The 276-nt window shown below is 57.6% G+C and carries 1 protein-coding gene; it reads left to right on the top strand.

The annotated features are described in order from the left end of the window. The coding region (locus tag AC1RP1_RS08315; RefSeq protein ID WP_481762773.1) for a DUF1653 domain-containing protein at positions 1–213 on the top strand (213 nt) is incomplete at its 5' end. Positions 214–276: the final 63 nt, after the last annotated feature.

The raw sequence follows: 276 nt of genomic DNA, 5'->3' as shown, positions 1-276 counted from the left end.
GCGTTGCGCGAGGCCACGCATCGCCACTACAAAGGTGGTCTCTACAAGTTCGTGGGACTTGCCACGCACTCGGAGACACAGGAAGAGATGGTGATCTACGAACACGTGTGGCCGCATGAACGAAAGACGTGGGTCCGCCCTCATGAGCTGTTCTTCGGGACGCTTGAAAACGGAGACCCGCGCTTCGCCCCCATCTTTGACGAGCCGCAATAAGGAGTGAACATGGAGCTGCTTACCGTTGTATATGAGCCCGTAAGTGGGGACGTGGTACCCGAC

It is taken from the genome of Dellaglioa sp. CoH-56-MRSF-13 (assembly GCF_056782095.1).
This window is presented reverse-complemented; position numbering and strand designations above follow the sequence as displayed.